This is a genomic window from Rhizobium sp. SYY.PMSO, assembly GCF_046840415.1.
GTDB lineage: Bacteria > Pseudomonadota > Alphaproteobacteria > Rhizobiales > Rhizobiaceae > Rhizobium.
The window spans coordinates 898,088-915,964 of sequence record NZ_CP177349.1; the positions used below are offsets into that span (position 1 = coordinate 898,088).

Genomic DNA, 17,877 nt, shown 5'->3' on the forward strand with positions numbered 1-17,877 from the left:
CGTGATTGGCGCTGTGCGATTCAGGCGCTCAGCATCAGATCCATGTTCTGCACGGCGGCGCCCGATGCGCCCTTGCCCAGATTGTCGAGCAGCGCGACCAGGTTGACCTGAGCGGTGCCGGGCGTGCCGAAGACGAACAGTTTCATCGTATCCTTGCCGGCGAGTTCCACGGCATTGACGCGGGACAGGGCACGGCTTTCCTCAAGCGGAACGACCTGAACGATGTCCTGGCCGGCATAATGCGCGGAAAGAGCGGCATGGATGCTTTCAAGTGTCGCGCCTTCAGCCAGATCGGCGAGATGCAGCGGCACCTGCACGATCATGCCCTGCGGGAAGCGGCCGACGGAGGGCGAGAAGATCGGCGCACGCTCGAGCAGGCCGTGGGTCGTCATTTCGGGCACATGCTTGTGGGTCAGCGGCAGGCCGTAAAGGAAATGCGGCGCGGTGATCGCATCCGGATGATCCGGATTTTCCATCTGCGCGATCATCTGCTTGCCGCCGCCTGTGTAGCCGGAAACCGCGTTGACCGTCACGGGATGGTTTGCCGGAAGGATGCCGGCGGCCCGCAGCGGCCGGATGAGGCCGATCGCACCCGTGGGATAGCAGCCCGGATTGGCGACGAAACGCGAGCCCTTGATCCGGTTGCCCTGATCCTTGTCCATTTCCGCGAAGCCATAGGCCCAGTCGGGATGGATGCGGAAGGCTGTGGAGGTGTCGATGATGCGGACATTGTTGTTGGCCGCCACCATCTCCACCGCTTCCTTCGAAGCATCGTCGGGCAGGCACAGAATGGCGATATCGGCGTTGTTCAGCATGTCCTCGCGCATGGCGGCATTGCGCCGCTCGGCTTCCGGAATGGACAGGAGTTCGACATCGCGGCGGTCGGCCATGCGCGTGCGAATCTGCAAGCCCGTGGTTCCGTGTTCGCCATCGATGAAGATCTTCGGTGCCATCTTATTCCTGCTCTTTCAATAGGTTGACAGTATTTCCGGATTCAGTTTGCCATGCAGTTGATTCAATTTCATAACAGCCGCTCCGGACGCAGCAGGACAGTATCCGACAACCGCCACGCATGTCCCGAAATCATGTCTCAGCGACCGCTTGCACGCCGTTCGGCGTGAAGACCGAGCATATACATCGCCACGGTCGCCCCCGCAATGGCGGTGATGTCGGCGTGGTCGTAGGCGGGGGAGACTTCCACGACGTCGGCGCCCCGGATGTCGAGCGGATGCAGCCGTTGCAGCACGGACAGGATCTTGGCGCTGGAAGGCCCGCCGGCCACCGGCGTTCCCGTGCCTGGCGCATGGGCCGGGTCGAGGCAATCGATGTCGAAGGTCAGGTAGGCCGGTGCGCCCCCGGTGCGGGACATGATCGCCGAAGCGATGTCGCCGGCACTCATGTCCTCGACCTGATGGCCGGAGAGAATCTGGATGCCGAAATCCTCCGGCGCATGCGTGCGGATGCCGATCTGGATGGAACGATCCGTGTCGATCAACCCGTCGCGCGCGGCGCGGGCGACGAAGGAGCCGTGGTCGATCCGCCTGCCGTCGTCGAACCAGGTGTCCTGGTGGGCGTCGAACTGCACGAGCGCCAGCGGGCCATGCCTGGCGGCATGGGCCTTCAACAGCGGCCAGGTGACGAAGTGATCGCCGCCGAGCGTCAGCAGGAAGGCGCCGCTGTCGAGGATTGTCGTCGCCTGCCGTTCGATCGCGGAAGGCGTCTCCTGATGATTGCCGTAATCGAGCAGGCAGTCGCCGTAGTCGATCACGGCCATGCCGGCGAAGAGGTCGCGGTTGAAGGGATATTGCGGATCGTTGTCGAAGATGGCCGAGGCGCGGCGTATGGCCTGCGGCCCGAAGCGCGTTCCCGGCCGGTTTGAAGTCGCGGCGTCGAAGGGAATGCCCCATACCACGGCGTCTGCGCCCTCAAGCGATTTCGTGAAGCGGCGGCGCATGAAGGAGAGGGCACCTGCGAAGGTCGGGTCGCTGGCGGCCGAGGTCAGGCCGTCGGCCGTGAAAGCATGATCAATCGACGTGCTCGGCAAGGTCGCCTCCCGTGCTCGCCTGAAAGCCATAGGCCCGCTCTACCCGCGCTATGCGCACCTTGTATTGCTCGTACCAGCGCTCGCGGCCGAGTTTCTGGGCGGCAAGATGCGCGACGACGTTCTTCCAGTTGCGAATGCTGTCTTCGTCCCGCCAGAAGGAATTGGTGATGCCGAATCCACTGGTATCCCTTGCGCTCTCGACGCCAAGACAGCCCTCCTGCGCCAGTGCCAGCGTTTCCATGCGTTCGCTCATGGCGTCGTAGCCATTGTCGCCTTTCGTTCGGATCGAGGCGAAGGAGACGACGTAGTAGGGCGGTTCCGGGGTCGCGGCGAAACGGGCTGCATAGTTTGTGCTCATGGCATGCCTCGGGGAGAGCGAGCGGAATCGCGATTCGGTGAATCGCAAACAATTGGCGTTTGATGATTATTTGCCCGATCTGGCGGTGCATTGATATGCTTTTTTGATGCAGGCGATCTGCGGCGTCGAGCATTCGGCGCGTCCATCGGTGACGACGCAGTAGGAGCAGCTGTCGGTGAATTCGCGGCAATCGGGATTCGCCTGAAGAAAGTCCTTCATGCTCTGCATATCCGCCGTCTTTTCGGCGGGTTCGGCCGGCTGGGCATCCTCGCAAAGAGCCGGCGAGACACCGCCAATCAACAGCAGCAGCGAAAACGAAAAGATGAATCGGCGCATTGAACTCCTCCGATGCTTGTGGCGGCACTCTGCCACAAAATGCGCCCCCTTGCCTCGGTGGATGTTATCTTTTTCAATGCCGCAAAAGAAAAAGGCCGGGAAACCCGGCCTTTCCAAAATCCCGTCTCGAATAAGCGATTAACGCTTGGAGAACTGGAACGAACGACGTGCCTTGGCGCGGCCGTACTTCTTGCGTTCGACGACGCGGCTGTCGCGGGTCAGGAAGCCACCCTTCTTCAGAACCGAGCGCAGGCCCGGCTCGAAGTAGGTGAGGGCCTTGGACAGGCCGTGACGAACGGCACCGGCCTGGCCGGAAAGACCGCCACCGGCAACGGTTGCGATGATGTCGAACTGGCCGTCACGGGCAGCGGCGACGATCGGCTGACGCAGGATCATCTGCAGAACCGGACGGGCGAAGTATGCCGTGTAGTCCTTGCCGTTGACGATGATCTTGCCGGAGCCGGCCTTGACCCAAACGCGGGCGACGGCGTCCTTGCGCTTGCCGGTCGCGTAGGAGCGGCCGAGCGAGTCAACCTTGCGGACATGAACCGGAGCAGCAGCTGCTTCAGACGTGCCGAGGTCCTTCAGGGAGGAGAGGTCAGCCATTATCAGGCGCTCCTTACGTTCTTCTTGTTCAGCTTGGCGACGTCGAGGACGACCGGCTGCTGGGCTTCGTGGGGATGGTTCGGGCCGGCGTAGACGCGCAGGTTCTTCATCTGGCGACGGCCGAGCGGGCCGCGGGGAACCATGCGTTCGACAGCCTTTTCAACGACGCGCTCCGGGAAGCGGCCTTCGATGATCTGACGAGCGGTGCGCTCCTTGATGCCGCCGGCATAACCGGTGTGCCAGTAGTAGACCTTGTCTTCGTACTTCTTGCCGGTGAGGACGACCTTGTCGGCATTGATGACGATGACGTTGTCGCCGTCGTCGACGTGCGGCGTGAAGGTAGCCTTATGCTTGCCGCGCAGACGCATTGCGATGATAGAAGCGAGACGACCAACGACGAGCCCTTCGGCGTCGATGAGGATCCACTTCTTCTCCACCTCTGCAGGCTTCTGGGAGAAGGTTGCCATGTTGCATACTCTCTTTTAAGACCCTTGGCCCGAAGGCTTCAGGGCGTTTCTTGTTGCTTGGTTTGGCGCTTGAATGCGCGCCAAAAAGAAAGCAGCCCGGAAAAGGCTGCGATCTGCGGCGGCTTATAAAGAGATTATATATCAGCGTCAATATAGCCGCCCTGATCGGCCGTAAAAATTAATAAGTAAAATCATGTAGTTATCTATGTGGTATTTTGAAACCACACATTTTGCGTCAACCCATCCGCAAAACCAGCACTCCGGCTGCGATAATCCCCCCGGCGATATAGCGCCAGATGCTGGATCGCTCCTTCAGGACGACGACGGATATGACCAGCGCGAAGAGGATCGAGGTCTCGCGCAGGGCGGCGACCATCGCGACCGGCGCCTTGGTCATCGCCCACAAAGCCAGACCGTAGGAAACGATCGAGCCGCCGCCGCCGATAAGCCCGCGCCACCAGTTGTAACGGATGTGGGCCGCGACGGCGTTGACGCCGCGCTGCGAGATCGCCCAGGCAAACAGAAGGACAGGCGGCAGCAGCGCCATCCAGAGCGTATAGGAGACGGAATCGCCGGAGGCTCGCGCGCCGATGCCGTCGACATAGGTGTAGGTCGCGATCACGATCGCGTTGGCAAGCGCCAGAACGATCGCCCGGCGGCTTCCCTTTCTCGCCTCGAAGGCGAGGGTCAATATGCCGGCGCAAATGGTCATCGTGCCGATCAGTGCGCCGCCCGAGAGCGTTTCCTTGAGAATGAAGCTGCTTGTGGAGACGATGATCAGCGGTGCCACGCCCCGCATCAGCGGGTAGACGAGCCCGATGTCTCCGGCACGATAGGCGGCTGCGACAAGCTGGAAGTAGACGAATTGCAGAATTGCCGACGCACCGATGTATGGCCAGGCTGCCGAGGCCGGCAAGGGCAGAAACGGCAACAGGGGAAGGGCCGCGACCGCCCCTCCGGCCGAGACCAGTGCCGCATCCAGCGACTTATCGGTCCCAGCCTTGATGATCGCATTCCATGTCGCATGCAGCAATGCGCCGAAAAGAACGAGCGCGACAACGTCGAGAGACACGGAAAACCTCGGAAACTGGCTGATAAGATGCAGATGCTTGGTATTTTGTGGGAGTTTAGCTCCCCTATGCTCCCCAATACATCAAAAAGCAACGAAATACATCGGTCATGCAGGCTTGCCTAACTGGTCCGCGGAAGGGCGGGGATGTTTGCCGGAGCGTTTTTGCTCTGTTCCAGTTTCGCACAGGTTCAATCATGCGTAACTAATTTACGAGAGTATGAAACGCGAACAAAGATTGCATGTCCTGTGAACGCGTCGGTAGAGTTAGAAATATCTTATTTAACGGCGGCCGCATGCCGCGCGGCCAAAGGAGCAGAGCTTGGCCTTGAGGCCGGGCGGGACTGGAAATCGCCGCTGAGACGTTACGAAAACTTTGCGGCTGCGTGAGGCGTTGTGTATAAATCTGCAAGTATTGAAAAATATTTCAGCGCAGGCTTTTCAACCCTACGAAAAGCTATGATGAAAAATTGTTAGCATCCTAAGTAAAAATTCAAACTCTGGCGAGCATCAGGGTTATATATTCGCGCGCATATCAAAATTATTCTGCGGGAGATGTATGAAATAGCATAAGTCTTGCGTTCGCAATCGGTTCTCATTTTAAATAGCCTTTAATGAGACATCTCTAATTTTCAAGTGAATGAATGGCGAACAAAGATTGCATTTCCTGAGAACGCCATCCCGTTGTCTCAAAAAAATCGTGAAAGCGCTTTGATGAGAGTTCTGAAGGAGGGTGCGCGATCATCCTCGCGCAGCCGCTATGTCGAAGCGGCTCGTGCCAGGGACAATCAATAGTCGTACTCGACCGCTGTCTCGGTCCGCGGGACTGACAATAGCGTACTGTGCTCAGCGCCGGAAAATCAAATCGTCGTCATCGAGGTCGGTTGTCGGTCGGCATATGTACACGGGGCAGGAGGCGCGGTCCTTCGTGGGCAGATAATCCTGATAGGCATAGTAGCCGATATCGCATGCGCCGCTGTCTGCGACGTACCGGTCATAGAGGGTCATGTTCGGCGTTCTTCTGGCCGGATAGCGCATGATGACCGCGCGCTCGCGATTGATGACGGCCTTCGCTTCGGCGCATGTCATGGACATGGAGTTGTATCGCGAGATCGCCAGCGCCGGCGTCGCCATCGATATGACCAGCAGGCCCAGCAGAGCGATCTTTTTCATCGGGCTAATCCTCCCTGAAATTGTTATAATACAATATATGTGGAGCTCGTGATTGCGGTTTCCATATTTGCGGCAAACGCAAGTGTGATCGAGGTGGGAGGCTTCGTGATGAACCACGACAGTTATGACGATTCCTATATTGCCGATATCCTCTTGTCCGTCAGGACCATCGCGCTCGTGGGGGCTTCGCCCAATCCCGCGCGTCCAAGCAATGGCGTGATGGCCTATCTGCTCAACAGGGGGTATCGCGTCATCCCCATCAATCCCGGTCAGGCCGGCAAGGAAATTCTCGGCCAATGGGTCTATGCCCGCCTGGCCGATATTCCCGAACCCGTGGATATGGTCGATGTCTTCCGCGCGCCCGAATATCTGCGGTCGGTCGTCGAAGAGACCATCATGATCGATCCGCGGCCGCCGGTGATCTGGGGCCAGCTCGGCGTGCGCGACGATGCCGCTGCGGCCAGAGCGGAAGCGGCGGGCCTCAGGGTCGTCATGAACCGCTGCCCGGCCATCGAATATCCTCGGCTGGTCGCCTGAACGCCCGGCGGCGCGTTTATCGCGCGATTTCGCCGAAAGCGGGCAAGTTTTTTCCATCCGGCGAAAGGCGCTGCAAAGTTCGCGGTTAACTTTCCCGGGCCGACCGCTATGATCGCCGCGCTACGATAGAATCGGCGGGAGGAAAGATCATGCCAACGAACAATCCTGGTTTCGATACGCTTGCGATCCATGCGGGCGCGCAGCCGGACCCGACAACCGGCGCCCGTGCGACGCCGATCTACCAGACGACGTCCTTCGTTTTCCAGGATGCGGACCATGCCGCCGCGCTCTTCGGATTGCAGCAGTTCGGCAATATCTACACCCGCATCATGAATCCGACCCAGGCGGTGCTCGAGGAACGCGTCGCCGCCCTCGAAGGCGGAACCGCGGCTCTCGCGGTCGCCTCGGGCCATGCCGCCCAGCTGCTCGTCTTTCATACCCTCATGCAGCCGGGCGATAATTTCGTCGCCGCCAAGCGGCTCTATGGCGGCTCGGTCAATCAGTTCGGGCAGTCCTTCAAGAATTTCGACTGGCGGGTTCGCTGGGCCGATCCGGCCGACCTTTCCACCTTCGAGACGCAGATCGACGGCCGCACCCGCGCCATCTTCATCGAAAGCCTCGCCAATCCGGGCGGCACCTTCGTCGATATCGCCGCGATCGCGGCCATTGCGCACAAGCACGGACTGCCGCTGATCGTCGACAACACCATGGCGAGCCCCTATCTCATCCGGCCGCTGGAGCATGGCGCCGACATCGTCGTGCATTCGCTGACGAAGTTTCTCGGCGGCCACGGCAATTCCATGGGCGGCATCATCGTCGACGGCGGCACGTTCGATTGGTCCGCATCGGGCAACTACCCCATGCTGTCCGCGCCGCGCCCGGAATATAACGGCATCGTGCTGCATGCGACCTTCGGCAATTTCGCCTTCGCCATCGCCTGCCGCGTTCTCGGCCTGCGCGACCTCGGGCCGGCCATCTCGCCGTTCAATGCCTTCCTGATCCTGACGGGTATCGAAACGCTGCCGCTGCGCATGCAGCGCCATTCCGACAACGCGCTCGCCGTCGCGCGCTGGCTGAAGGCGCAGGACAAGGTGGCCTGGGTCAACTATGCCGGTCTGGAGGACGATCCGAACCATGCCTTGCAGCAGCGCTACTCGCCGAAAGGGGCAGGCTCGGTCTTCACCTTCGGATTGAAGGGCGGTTATGAAGCCGGCAAGGGGCTGGTGGAGGGGCTGGAGCTTTTCTCCCACCTCGCCAATATCGGCGATACGCGCTCGCTCGTCATTCATCCTGCCTCCACCACCCACAAGCAGTTGACCGACGAGCAGAAGATTTCTGCCGGCGCCGGTCCCGACGTCGTGCGCCTGTCCGTCGGCATTGAGGACGTCAAGGACATCATTGCCGATCTGGAGCAGGCGCTGGCAAGGGTCTGACCCCTGCGCCGGCGCAGGCTGGAAAAGCCGCCCTGCCTCTTTGATGGCGCGTCGTTTCGTGCTTTTGTCGGTCCGCGATTGCCCGATGGTGATCGCGGACCTTGCTTTTGCGCGAGGCCCGTCGACGGGAGATTCATATGGCGACCTATCTTCGGTTGAATATAGATGGCGTGGAGCCGGAAGCGGGCGCGCCTGCCGAGGATCGTCTGGTTTCGGGGGATCCGAGCTTCCGCAGCTGGAATCTGGATGAGGCCGATGGCGGCCTCTACGCCGGCATATGGGAGGCGACGCCCGGAAAATGGAGGATCGTCTATGACGAATGGGAGTATTTCCACATCCTCTCCGGCTATTCCGTCGTCACTGCCGATGACGGCGAGACGTTTCACCTGCGCGCCGGCGACCGGATGATCCTGAAACCGGGCTTTAAGGGAACCTGGGAAGTCGTTGAAACGACTCGCAAGGATTATGTGATCCGTCTTTGACGGCCTTGTTGAATCAAAACATGAAGTCCGCGCTCGCCTGCTGCCTGACGCAGCTCCTTCCACATGGCTCGGCAATGGCCGGGATGATTGCCGCAGGTTGTGTCACCGCCGCTTCATTAAACTGTCATCAAACTGAAACAATGCGGCATTAGAGCCATCGTTGCCGCCAGGAGATCGAGGTGGGGAGGTTCATGATGATGGATGCCTCGCGCCGGTCTTCTGCTCGCCATCCTTTCATCACTCTGGGAAGTGAGTTCAATCATGTTGAATCAGAAATTTCGTTCGCTTTGCCTGACCGCAGGCTTCATTGCGGCCATGTCCGTTTCGGCCTCGGCTGCCGACATCACGGGCGCCGGCTCGAGCTTCATCGCTCCGGTTCTGTCCAAGTGGGCCGAAGGCTACAAGGCTGCGACGAACAATGTCGTCAACTACCAGTCGGTCGGTTCGGGCGCCGGCATCAAGCAGCTGCTCGACAAGACCATCGTATTCGGCGCTTCGGACAAGCCGATGAGCGACGCTGATCTCGAGAAGAACGGCATTGCCCAGTTCCCGATGATCTCCGGCGGCATCGTCGTTTCCTACAACGTCGAAGGCGTAAAGCCGGGCGAACTCGTTCTCGACGGCAAGACGCTGTCCGACATCTTCCTTGGCAAGATCACCAAGTGGGACGATGCAGCCATCAAGGCTCTCAACCCGGAAGTAAAGCTGCCCTCCACGACGATCTCCGTCGTTTACCGCGCCGACAGCTCGGGCACGACCTTCAACTTCACCGATTACCTGTCGAAGGTTTCGCCGGAGTGGAAGGAAAAGGTTGGTTCGAACACGGCAGTTGAATGGCCGGTCGGCTTCGGCGCCAAGGGTTCCGAAGGCGTTTCCACCACCGTCAACCAGACGGCCGGTTCGATCTCCTACGTTGAATATTCCTACGTTGTGGCCAACCATATCGGCTTCGCGAAGATGAAGAACGCCGCCGGCAAGGTCATCGAGCCGAGCCTCGACACGTTCAAGGCCGCCGCTTCCAACGCCGATTGGGCCCATGCCAAGAACTTCAACCTGATCATCACCAATCAGCCGGGCGACAAGAGCTGGCCGATTGCTGCTTCGACCTGGGTTCTGCTCTACAAGAAGCCGGCCGATCCTGCTCTCAACGAAGCGGCCCTGAAGTTCTTCAAGTGGTCCTACGAGAAGGGCCAGAAGGACGCGACGGAGCTGTCCTATCTTCCCATCCCGGAAAATGTTGCCGCAGTGGTCGAGCAGTCCTGGAAGAAGGATTTCGGCACGAAGTAATTTGTGCTGCGTGAAAAGTTGCGGCGGACAGGGTAAAACCTTGTCCGCCTTTCGTGATAGGACAAGGGGAAATCGATGGCTGACGTGACTCAGACGGCTGGCTTCCAGGCTATGGAGACCGCCGCCATCACCAGAAAATTCCGGATACAGGATCGGATTTTCTATTTCATGACGCTTGGCTCGGCTACGCTTGTCGTGCTTTTGCTGCTGGCAATCATCGCGGTTCTCGTCATCGACGCCTTGCCAACCTTCGAAACCTTCGGCTTTTCGTTCCTGTGGGGCACGAAGTGGAGCGCTCCTGCCGATATCTATGGCGCGATCCCTGCCGTCGTCGGTACGCTGGTGAGCTCGTTCATCGCCATGCTCATTGCCGTGCCCCTGGGCATCGGCATCGCCATCTTTCTCACGGAACTTTGCCCCGGCAGCCTGCGTCGTCCGATCAGCACGGCGATCGAGCTTCTGGCCGGCGTTCCCTCCATTATCTACGGCATCGTCGGTCTGTTCATCCTCGTGCCGCTGATGCAGACCTATATCCTGCCCTTCCTTATGATGACGATCGGCCAGGTGCCGTTGATCGGCCTGCTGTTCCAGCCGCCGGCACCCGGCGTCGGCCTGCTGACGGCAAGTCTCGTGCTGGCCGTCATGATCCTGCCGTTCATCACCGCGATCGCGCGCGACGTGTTCAGCACCGTGCCGCCGATGCTGCGTGAATCCGCTTACGGCATGGGCATGACCACATGGGAGGTGGCTCGCCACATCCTCATTCCCTATACACGCCGCGGCCTCGTCGGCGGCATCATGCTCGGCCTCGGCCGCGCGCTCGGCGAAACCATGGCCGTCACCTTCGTCGTCGGCTCGGTGAGCCGCCTGCAATCGTCGATCATTTCGCCGTCCACCACCATTTCCGCCCAGATCGCGAACAACTTCGGCGATGCCGACGGTCTGCAACTTTCGAGCCTGATTGCGCTCGGCCTGCTCCTGTTCGTCCTTTCCTTCTGCGTGCTTGCGCTGGCAAGGTGGATGATCGGCCGCGGCGACTCGGTCTGAGGAAAAAACCATGGAAAACGCAATTCGCCAGAATCTCGTGTCGAGGCGCTATACGAAGAACCGCGTGATGATGGCCCTGTCCTTTCTCGCGGCCGTCCTCGGCATATTCTTTCTGAGCGTGATCCTCGCGACGCTGGTCTATCGCGGCGTGTCGGCGCTCAGCCTTGACGTGTTCACCATGTCGATCCCGGCCCAGGGCTCGCGCGGCGGCTTGATCAATGCGATCTACGGCACCGTGCTGGTCACGGGCTGCGCCATTCTGATCGCCGCGCCGATCGGCATTCTCGCCGGCACCTACCTGGTGGAATATGCCAACGGCACGAAGCTTGCCGAGGCTGCCAAGTTCATCAACGACATCCTGCTGTCGGCGCCCTCGATCATCATCGGCGTGTTCGTCTATGGCGCCGTGGTCGTGCCCATGCACGGCAACTCCGCCATTGCCGGCATCCTCGCGCTGGCGCTGATCGCCGTTCCGGTCGTCAACCGCACGACCCAGGACATGCTGCTGCTGGTGCCGAATTCGCTTCGCGAGGCGACCGCCGCGCTCGGCGCCCCGCGCTGGAAGTCCATGATGATGGTGATCTACCGCTCCGCCTGGACCGGCATCCTCACGGGCATCCTGCTCGCCGTCGCCCGCATCAGCGGCGAAACCGCGCCGCTTCTCTTCACGGCCGGATACAGCAAATTCATGAATGCGGGCCTGACCGGTCCGATCGCCACGCTGCCGGTTGCCATCAACACGCTCGCCGCCGATGCAGGCGAGGATCTCAAACAACTGGCCTGGGCCGGCGCGCTGATCATCACCGTTGCCATCCTCGCCCTCAATATCCTTGCCCGTCTCTTGAGTGGGCGCCGCCAGTGACGCAGCCGCCGAACGATAGGAATGAGACCATGAACATGAGCGACAACAGTTTCCAGAGCGTCAATGCACAGCCGGGGAAAGACGCCGTTTCCCAGTCGGATCTCGGCATGCTCGCGAAGCTCGAGGTGAAGAACCTCGATTTCACCTATCAGAACGGTCATCGCGTTCTGAAGAGCGTGAATATGAACATCCGCAAGAACGCCGTCACGGCCTTTATCGGTCCTTCGGGTTGCGGCAAGTCCACGCTGCTGCGCACCTTCAACCGCATGTATGATCTTTATCCGGGCCAGACGGTTTCGGGAGAGATCCTGCTGGATGGCCGCAATATTCTCACCAAGGATGTCGATCTGAACGATCTGCGCGCCAAGGTGGGTATGGTGTTCCAGAAGCCTACGCCGTTCCCGATGTCGATCTATGAAAACGTCGCTTTCGGCATCCGGCTGTACGAGAAGATTTCCAAGGCGGAAATGGACGTCCGCGTCGAAGCGGCGCTGACGGAAACGGCACTGTGGAGCGAGGTGAAGGAAAAGCTGCACCAGAGCGGCCTTGGCCTTTCCGGCGGCCAGCAGCAGCGCCTCTGTATCGCTCGCGCCATCGCGGTCAAGCCGTCCGTGCTGCTTCTCGACGAGCCGACCTCGGCGCTCGACCCGATCTCGACCGCAAAGATCGAGGAACTGGTTTCGCAGTTGAAGGGCGAGTTCACGATCGTCATCGTCACGCACAACATGCAGCAGGCAAGCCGCATATCCGACAGCACGGCCTTCATGTATCTCGGCGAGCTGATAGAGTATGGCCCGACCGAGCAGATCTTTCAGGCGCCGAAGGTCAAGCGCACGGAAGACTATATCACCGGTCGTTACGGCTGATCCGGCCCCGGCGTCGTTTTCGAACCGACCATTTGCAATGGCGCGCCGTCGGGTGCGCCATTTTGCGCTGAGGGCTGTAACGGCGAGCGATCTTCCGCCCGCTTCCGCAAGCGGCAGGCGTGGGCCGGACGGTTCGGCCTCACCAGGTCAGTTCGAGCTTGTCGAGGCCATGGAAATGATAGACGTCCTTCACCTCGGGCGTCCGCTTGAGCTTCAGCCCGGGAAGGCGCCGGAACAGGATCGGCAGCACGAGGTTCAGCTCCAGCCGCGCCAGCGGCGCGCCGATACAGAAGTGGATGCCTGCGCCGAATGAAAGGTTGGGCGCCTCGTTACGGTTCGGCTTGAAGGCGAGAGGATCGGAAAATTTCCTCGGGTCCAGATTGGCGGCCGCCAGGATCATGGCCACCTTGTCGCCGCGCTTGAAGGAGATGCCGTCGATTTCCGCCGGCTCCAGGCACCAGCGGTCGAAAATATGCACCGGCGCGCAGATGCGCAGCGTTTCCTCCACCGTGCGCTCGGTCGCGGTCTCATCCCTGAAGAGTTCTTCCGGCGAATAGCCGCTCTCCAGAATGACCCGCACGGAATTGCCGATCTGGTGCACCGTCGCCTCGTGGCCGGCATTGAGCAGCACGATCGTCGTCGACACCAGTTCGTCCTCCGACAGAAACTGCCCCTTATGCTCCGTCGTGATCATGTGCGTCAGGAGGTCGTCCTGCGGATTGGCGCGGCGCTCGCGGATGACGGTTTTCACGTAGTCGGAGAATTCCCTGGCAGCACGGTCGGCCGCATGCTCGTCGGCTTCGGTTCGGCTGAACATGTACATGCGCACATAGGCGTGCGACCACTTCAGCAACTGCGGCCCCATCTCCTCGGGGATGCCGATCATCCGGGCGATCATGGTAACGGGAATGACATCGGCAAAGGCCGACAGAAGCTCGACTTCGCCATCCCTCTCGAAACCGTCGATCAGCTGGTTCGCAAGTTCGGCGATTTCCGGCTTCATCTTCTCGACATGGCGGGAGACGAAGGCGCGGTTGACGAGGGTGCGCAGGCGGGTGTGTTCGGGCGGCTCGAGTTCAAGCAGGGAATATTGCTCGGCCAGATCGAAATTCTTGAGATGAGGCAACGGCTCGGGCATGCCCAGCTGTTCGCGCGTGGCGACATGCAGAATCTGCCGGCCGAAGCGGCGGTCGCGCAGCAGACCGTTCACATGGTCGTAGCCGATGAAGAACCATTGCTTCTGCTCCTCCCAGTAAAAGGTCGGGCATTGGGCATGCAGGGCGGCATAGACGGCATTCGGGTTGCCGTAGAATGCGGGATCGCGGCCGTCGAGGGAAACGCGGCGGGTTGCCGTATCGATGGAGAGGTTTGCTGGTGTGATCATGTTGAAAGCATTATCGGATTGGTCGCCGGCGGAAAAGTGCCGTCACATTCTGGCAATCGTGCCCATGCGTCGCAACGCCTGGATCTGGTCGTCGAGGGTCGGCACCAGTTCGCCTTCGTCGGCTGCGGGCGCCGCATCCGTCTCTTTCGCGGCTTCCGTTTCGTTGAAGACGATGGTGCAGTTTCGGCCTGCGTGCTTGGCGGCGTAAAGCGCGCGGTCCGCGGAGGATACCAGCCGGTCCCAGCTGGCGGCGTCGCGCGCCATGATCGCAACGCCGATGCTGACCGTGGCCGATACCATCGAGCGGCCGGCCGGCAATGGTCCGCGGCAGAAATCGGCGCGGATGGTTTCCGCCAGCGCTTCCGCCTGCGATTGATCGTCTATGGGAACGAAGGCAACGAATTCTTCTCCGCCCATGCGGCCGAATGCGCCGCTGCGGGGCACGAACTGGCGGGCGACACGGGCAAACTCGACCAGAACGGTATCGCCCGCCTGATGACCGTGCCGGTCGTTGATCCTCTTGAAATGATCGAGGTCGAACAGCAGCGCTGCGAGCTTCTGCGTCTGCTGCGGCCCCGCTCCGGCAAGGATGTCGTAGCTTTCCTGAAGGCCGCGGCGGTTCAAGACGCCGGTCAACGTATCGGTGATGGAAATCGCCCGCCAGCGGCGCTCGGCGCGTTCCATCAGCAATTTGCCGTTGAGGACGATGGCGACGATGACGGCCAGCCCGTAGGCGAGCGTCATGTAGCCGCGATAGACCATGGCTTTCTCGAGCGGCGGTGACACAAGCACCATCCAGAGAGCCGAACCGAAGCAGAGGCAGGCAAGTGCCATGAAGACGATGCCGAGCTGTCCGCGCGCCGGCTCGCGCCGGCCATCGGCCGGGCGAACGGCGAAGGCCAGCAAGGTCGCGCCGACGGCTCCGGCAAGGTCGTAGAGGATGACGCGATTGACGAAGCTCGCGCTGACCCAGGGCAGGCTGACGCCCATCAGCCAGATGGCGGGCGGCAGGAACGCGGACCAGTCGAGCTTGCGCTTGTCCATCAGCCGGAAACCGCAGATCCATGCGCTTTCGCCGAGCAGCGCCACGGCATTGCCGATCTGTATCGACCAGATGTCGGGAATGACGCCGCGCGCCGCCGCCAGGGCAAAACCTATCGCGCTGACGGCGAAGCCCATGGCCCATATCAGATAGGCGGGCGATTTGCGGTCGTGCCGCCAGGCAAGCAGGAGCACGGTCGCAAGCGTGATGGCTTCCGAGCACCAAATGGTCAGGCCTGTCGTCATATTGAACACGATTGCTGGTTCTCCGCTGTCGGGCCATCCTTGCCCAAGAAGGTGGTAAGTTCCTTAAATGAGTTGGTAAATTTTGCCTATGCCGAATGGCGCGGCCGGATCGATGCGGCCTTTCATGCTTCCTTCACCTTGCAGACGGGAAATATCGTGGGTAGCGAACGAGGCGTCGCCGGCGCGTCTTGGCATTCAGGAGACGACGGTTAGAAATGCTTTGTCAACGCTTCTTGGCGCATTACAGCTTTTTGACGTTATGCTTTTGGGCGTCTTGAAGTGCAGGGCAGGGACACTCTATGTAGGAGTAAAGGATTTTTATTCGATTCCCGGCGTTTTCGTCGCCGGGGGCAAGTTTGGCAAAGGACGCACATGAGAAATCCAGTCGATACAGCTATGGCTCTGGTGCCGATGGTTGTTGAGCAGACCAACCGTGGGGAACGGTCTTACGACATTTATTCCCGCCTGCTGAAAGAGCGCATCATTTTCCTCACCGGTCCGGTCGAGGATCACATGGCGACTTTGGTGTGCGCCCAGCTTCTGTTCCTCGAGGCCGAAAACCCGAAGAAGGAAATCGCGCTCTACATCAATTCGCCGGGCGGCGTCGTGACCGCCGGCATGGCGATCTATGACACGATGCAGTTCATCAAGCCGGCCGTTTCGACGCTTTGCATCGGTCAGGCCGCGTCCATGGGCTCTCTGCTGCTTGCAGCCGGCGACAAGGACATGCGTTTCGCGACCCCGAATTCGCGCATCATGGTTCATCAGCCCTCGGGCGGTTTCCAGGGGCAGGCTTCGGATATCGAGCGTCACGCGCGCGATATCATCAAGATGAAGCGCCGCCTCAACGAGGTTTATGTCAAGCATTGCGGACGGACCTATGAGGAGGTCGAGCAGACGCTCGATCGTGACCATTTCATGTCCTCCGATGAGGCCAAGGATTGGGGCCTGATCGACAAGGTGCTGACGTCGCGTACCGAAATTGAAGGTGAAAGCGCCTCGTGATTTATCCGCGAGGCGGTGACTTCTACGCCACAGTTCTATCCCATTTGTGATTGAATAGGGGTTTAATGTGGAACGGAACGCGGTAATAGTAAGCATTCATGCTATGTAGCGTTTTTGTGACATAGCATTCGGCATTCGAAGGGGGATCGTTGCCACGCAGTTCCGGTTTCGGCTGGGCTGCGTTCAGTACCCTGAAGGGCGCCGCGATCTGCAAAACGAGGGGCAGGTCCGGCGGGCGCATTGAGTGGACCGCGATTTCAATCTGGAAATTGGCGGCGTGCTGGAAGGAAAGTGATATGAGCAAAGTCAGCGGCAGCAACGGCGGCGACTCCAAGAACACACTTTATTGTTCGTTCTGCGGTAAGAGCCAGCATGAGGTCCGGAAGCTGATTGCCGGGCCGACCGTCTTCATCTGCGACGAGTGCGTTGAACTATGCATGGACATCATCCGCGAGGAAAACAAATCCTCGATGGTCAAGTCCCGTGACGGTGTTCCGACTCCGCAGGACATCATCAAGGTTCTCGACGAATACGTCATCGGCCAGCGGCAGGCGAAGAAGATCCTCTCCGTGGCCGTTCATAACCATTACAAGCGTCTTGCCCATGCATCGAAGAACGGTGACGTGGAACTGGCGAAGTCGAACATCATGCTCGTCGGTCCGACCGGCTGCGGCAAGACCTATCTGGCCCAGACGCTCGCCCGCATCATCGACGTGCCCTTCACCATGGCCGATGCGACGACGCTGACCGAAGCCGGTTATGTCGGTGAAGACGTCGAAAACATCATTCTCAAGCTGCTGCAGGCTGCCGACTACAATGTCGAGCGCGCGCAACGCGGCATCGTCTACATCGACGAAGTCGACAAGATTTCCCGCAAGTCGGACAATCCGTCGATCACGCGCGACGTTTCGGGCGAGGGCGTGCAGCAGGCGCTTCTGAAGATCATGGAAGGCACGGTGGCCTCGGTTCCCCCGCAGGGCGGCCGCAAGCATCCGCAGCAGGAGTTCCTGCAGGTGGATACCACCAACATCCTCTTCATCTGCGGCGGCGCCTTTGCCGGTCTCGACAAGATCATCTCCGCCCGCGGCGAGAAGACCTCGATCGGCTTCGGCGCCACGGTCAAGGCGCCGGACGACCGCCGCGTCGGCGAAGTGCTGCGCGAGCTGGAGCCGGAAGATCTGGTGAAGTTCGGCCTCATCCCGGAATTCATCGGCCGTCTGCCGGTTCTGGCGACGCTGGAGGACCTGGACGAGGACGCGCTGATCCAGATCCTGTCGGAGCCGAAGAACGCGCTGGTGAAGCAGTATCAGCGCCTGTTCGAGATGGAAGACGTCGAGCTGACCTTCCACGAGGATGCGCTGCGCGAGATCGCCCGCAGGGCCATCGTCCGCAAGACGGGCGCCCGCGGCCTGCGCTCCATCATGGAAAAGATCCTCCTCGATACGATGTTCGAGCTGCCGGCGCTGGAAGGCGTGCGGGAGGTGGTCATTTCCGAGGAAGTGGTTCGCGGCTCCGCCCGCCCGCTCTACATCTATGCCGACCGGCAGGAAGAAAAGGCCAACGCAACGGCCTGACGCCCGCATCGGCGATCACGAATCGGGGGCTCGTCATCGACGGGCCCCTTTCTATTTGAA

At 60.4% G+C, this 17,877-nt stretch carries 19 protein-coding genes; 9 read left to right on the forward strand and 10 right to left on the reverse strand.

Annotation, left to right across the window (positions count from 1 at the left end; all coding sequences use genetic code 11):
* Positions 1-20: 20 nt before the first annotated feature.
* The 8 genes from argC to ACJJVH_RS04405 all read right to left on the reverse strand — a co-directional run bounded on the left by argC (position 21) and on the right by ACJJVH_RS04405 (position 6,053).
* The gene (argC, locus tag ACJJVH_RS04370; protein ID WP_112797275.1) at positions 21-953 is read right to left on the reverse strand and encodes an N-acetyl-gamma-glutamyl-phosphate reductase; all 933 of its coding nucleotides are present in this window, start codon (positions 951-953) and stop codon (positions 21-23) included.
* Between the two features lie 137 nt (positions 954-1,090).
* Positions 1,091-2,044 carry an agmatinase gene (gene speB / locus ACJJVH_RS04375; RefSeq protein ID WP_412064804.1) on the reverse strand — a complete coding sequence of 318 codons (954 nt, stop codon included), beginning with the start codon at positions 2,042-2,044 and terminating at the stop codon, positions 1,091-1,093.
* On the reverse strand, positions 2,025-2,402 hold the full coding sequence (locus ACJJVH_RS04380) for an antibiotic biosynthesis monooxygenase family protein (RefSeq protein WP_412064805.1): 378 nt from the start codon (positions 2,400-2,402) through the stop codon (positions 2,025-2,027). The genes speB and ACJJVH_RS04380 overlap by 20 nt, the downstream gene beginning before the upstream one ends.
* A gap of 66 nt (positions 2,403-2,468) precedes the next feature.
* The gene (locus tag ACJJVH_RS04385) at positions 2,469-2,855 is read right to left on the reverse strand and encodes a hypothetical protein (RefSeq protein ID WP_412064806.1); all 387 of its coding nucleotides are present in this window, start codon (positions 2,853-2,855) and stop codon (positions 2,469-2,471) included.
* A gap of 21 nt (positions 2,856-2,876) precedes the next feature.
* Positions 2,877-3,344, reverse strand: a complete 468-nt coding sequence (gene rpsI, locus ACJJVH_RS04390; protein WP_112797283.1) for a 30S ribosomal protein S9 — start codon at positions 3,342-3,344, stop codon at positions 2,877-2,879.
* Positions 3,345-3,346: 2 nt separating this feature from the next.
* Positions 3,347-3,811, reverse strand: coding sequence for a 50S ribosomal protein L13 (rplM, locus tag ACJJVH_RS04395; protein WP_112797285.1), 465 nt, complete (start codon positions 3,809-3,811; stop codon positions 3,347-3,349).
* Positions 3,812-4,046: 235 nt separating this feature from the next.
* Positions 4,047-4,883, reverse strand: coding sequence for a DMT family transporter (locus ACJJVH_RS04400; protein ID WP_113370208.1), 837 nt, complete (start codon positions 4,881-4,883; stop codon positions 4,047-4,049).
* Positions 4,884-5,726: 843 nt separating this feature from the next.
* Positions 5,727-6,053, reverse strand: coding sequence for a hypothetical protein (locus tag ACJJVH_RS04405; protein ID WP_112797289.1), 327 nt, complete (start codon positions 6,051-6,053; stop codon positions 5,727-5,729).
* Between the two features lie 108 nt (positions 6,054-6,161).
* Between ACJJVH_RS04405 and ACJJVH_RS04410 the strand changes: the two genes are divergently transcribed.
* From ACJJVH_RS04410 to pstB, 7 genes are all read left to right on the forward strand, one after another.
* A complete protein-coding gene (locus tag ACJJVH_RS04410; RefSeq protein WP_112797406.1) occupies positions 6,162-6,590 on the forward strand; it encodes a CoA-binding protein in 429 nt (142 codons plus the stop codon).
* Positions 6,591-6,739: 149 nt separating this feature from the next.
* Positions 6,740-8,023 carry an O-acetylhomoserine aminocarboxypropyltransferase gene (locus ACJJVH_RS04415; RefSeq protein ID WP_113358060.1) on the forward strand — a complete coding sequence of 428 codons (1,284 nt, stop codon included), beginning with the start codon at positions 6,740-6,742 and terminating at the stop codon, positions 8,021-8,023.
* 137 nt (positions 8,024-8,160) lie between these two features.
* Complete coding sequence (locus ACJJVH_RS04420; RefSeq protein WP_113386172.1) at positions 8,161-8,505, forward strand: cupin domain-containing protein; 345 nt, start codon at positions 8,161-8,163, stop codon at positions 8,503-8,505.
* A gap of 315 nt (positions 8,506-8,820) precedes the next feature.
* Positions 8,821-9,792 (forward strand): phosphate ABC transporter substrate-binding protein PstS, encoded by a 972-nt coding sequence (gene pstS / locus ACJJVH_RS04425; protein WP_412065130.1) that lies wholly within the window; start codon positions 8,821-8,823, stop codon positions 9,790-9,792.
* Between the two features lie 75 nt (positions 9,793-9,867).
* The gene (gene pstC / locus ACJJVH_RS04430; RefSeq protein ID WP_112797297.1) at positions 9,868-10,839 is read left to right on the forward strand and encodes a phosphate ABC transporter permease subunit PstC; all 972 of its coding nucleotides are present in this window, start codon (positions 9,868-9,870) and stop codon (positions 10,837-10,839) included.
* Positions 10,840-10,849: 10 nt separating this feature from the next.
* Entirely contained in the window at positions 10,850-11,701 is an 852-nt protein-coding gene (gene pstA, locus ACJJVH_RS04435) for a phosphate ABC transporter permease PstA (protein ID WP_112797299.1), read from the forward strand.
* A 107-nt stretch (positions 11,702-11,808) separates the two neighbouring features.
* Positions 11,809-12,567, forward strand: a complete 759-nt coding sequence (gene pstB / locus ACJJVH_RS04440) for a phosphate ABC transporter ATP-binding protein PstB (protein ID WP_412065131.1) — start codon at positions 11,809-11,811, stop codon at positions 12,565-12,567.
* 139 nt (positions 12,568-12,706) lie between these two features.
* Here the strand turns inward: pstB and ACJJVH_RS04445 are convergent, their stop codons facing one another.
* A complete protein-coding gene (locus tag ACJJVH_RS04445) occupies positions 12,707-13,951 on the reverse strand; it encodes a cytochrome P450 (protein WP_412064807.1) in 1,245 nt (414 codons plus the stop codon).
* Between the two features lie 42 nt (positions 13,952-13,993).
* On the reverse strand, positions 13,994-15,238 hold the full coding sequence (locus tag ACJJVH_RS04450) for a GGDEF domain-containing protein (protein WP_112797303.1): 1,245 nt from the start codon (positions 15,236-15,238) through the stop codon (positions 13,994-13,996).
* Positions 15,239-15,610: 372 nt separating this feature from the next.
* Between ACJJVH_RS04450 and clpP the strand changes: the two genes are divergently transcribed.
* Both clpP and clpX read left to right on the forward strand, forming a co-directional pair.
* Positions 15,611-16,243, forward strand: a complete 633-nt coding sequence (gene clpP, locus ACJJVH_RS04455; RefSeq protein ID WP_112797305.1) for an ATP-dependent Clp endopeptidase proteolytic subunit ClpP — start codon at positions 15,611-15,613, stop codon at positions 16,241-16,243.
* 296 nt (positions 16,244-16,539) lie between these two features.
* The gene (clpX, locus tag ACJJVH_RS04460) at positions 16,540-17,817 is read left to right on the forward strand and encodes an ATP-dependent Clp protease ATP-binding subunit ClpX (RefSeq protein ID WP_037153527.1); all 1,278 of its coding nucleotides are present in this window, start codon (positions 16,540-16,542) and stop codon (positions 17,815-17,817) included.
* Positions 17,818-17,877 lie beyond the last annotated feature (60 nt).